Origin of the sequence: Granulicatella sp. 20925_1_45 (assembly GCF_041433555.1) — a bacterium.
Taxonomy (GTDB): domain Bacteria; phylum Bacillota; class Bacilli; order Lactobacillales; family Aerococcaceae; genus Granulicatella.
The window spans coordinates 1-1,277 of the sequence record NZ_JAPWBR010000039.1 but is presented as its reverse complement, the minus strand read 5'-3'; the positions used below and the strand labels follow the sequence as shown (position 1 = coordinate 1,277).

1 protein-coding gene and 1 rRNA gene are annotated in these 1,277 nt (G+C 43.7%); one reads left to right on the top strand and one right to left on the bottom strand.

What is annotated here, in order from left to right:
* Positions 1 to 19: 19 nt before the first annotated feature.
* Positions 20 to 733 (bottom strand): 16S rRNA pseudouridine(516) synthase, encoded by a 714-nt coding sequence (locus O3798_RS08715; RefSeq protein ID WP_371464299.1) that lies wholly within the window; start codon positions 731 to 733, stop codon positions 20 to 22.
* Between the two features lie 341 nt (positions 734 to 1,074).
* Here O3798_RS08715 and O3798_RS08710 point away from each other — a divergent pair.
* Positions 1,075 to 1,277, top strand: a 16S ribosomal RNA gene (locus O3798_RS08710); the annotation flags it as partial.

Below are 1,277 nucleotides of genomic sequence, written 5' to 3'. Positions count from 1 at the left end.
TATGTTATATTTTGCTTTTTTAGAAATAGGTTTTAACAAGTTGAAGTTCTGCTTCGTTAAGCTCTCGGTATTCTCCAGGTGCCAGCGATTCATCTAACACGAACTCTCCAAAGCGGATGCGTTTAAGATACGTCACTTTCACACCAACGCATAGGAACATCTTCTTCACTTGATGGAATTTTCCTTCAGAGATGGTGACAGTCGCACGGCTCAAGCTGTCGCTACTTTCGATGATCGTAAGCGTACTAGGTTTACATTGATACCCACCGTGGAAGGTGACGCCACGTTTGAAAGTTTCTACAGCATCTTCGTCTAGCGGGCCATTGGCTTCTACATAATATTCTTTCTCGATATGTTGGTCGGGGTTCAGCATACGATAACCCAGCGGACCATTATTCGTCACGAGCAGCAGTCCCTCAGTATCCCCATCGAGTCGTCCAAGCGGGTAGAGGCCTTCGACGTTCTCCTTTGCGAAGAGGTCGATAACAGTCGTATGTTCCTTATCGGTTGTAGCGGAGATGACGCCTTGAGGTTTATTCAGCATATAGTACTTCTGACTGTCGTCGTGAATCCGCGTTCCATCCACCGTGATGACTTGCAAGGTCGCGTCGACATTATTGCTGACGTGAGTGGCCGGAACCTCGTCGATTAAGACGGCTTCATTCTTGATGAGCTTCTTCATTTCGCGGCGGCTCAGTACCAGATGTTTCATTAATAGATGTTCGAGTCTCATAGGCCCTCCTTCAAGTCGTTTTCTCGATTATACAATTTTTTTGAAAAATGGAGTAGTTATTCGTTGACGTCTCTTTCATCTTGTGTTAAATTATTAAACGTTGTCGCGCAAGATGACAAAAACATCAAATCATATTCCTTGCATTGAAAATATGAGCGTGGTAATATATTTAACGTTGTTGAAAAACAACGATTGACCTTTGAAAACTGAACAAAGAAGACGAACCAAATGTGTAGGGACTTCATCTTAGTGATGAAGAAACAACAATTTCTTATCTCTTAAAGAGATACAATAAGTCAGTAATTAAAATGAGCTTTTCAAAGCTCATGAAAATTCAATTTTTTCATGAGAGTTTGATCCTGGCTCAGGACGAACGCTGGCGGCGTGCCTAATACATGCAAGTCGAACGAGAGCGACCGGTGCTTGCACTGGTCAATCTAGTGGCGAACGGGTGAGTAACACGTGGGTAACCTGCCCATCAGAGGGGGATAACATTCGGAAACGGATGCTAAAACCGCATAGGTCCTTTAACCGCATGGTTGAA

Bases quoted from the DNA above. Each gene is read 5' to 3' on its own strand.
- O3798_RS08715 (WP_371464299.1), bottom strand. From the start codon at position 733: ATGAGACTCGAACATCTATTAATGAAACATCTGGTACTGAGCCGCCGC.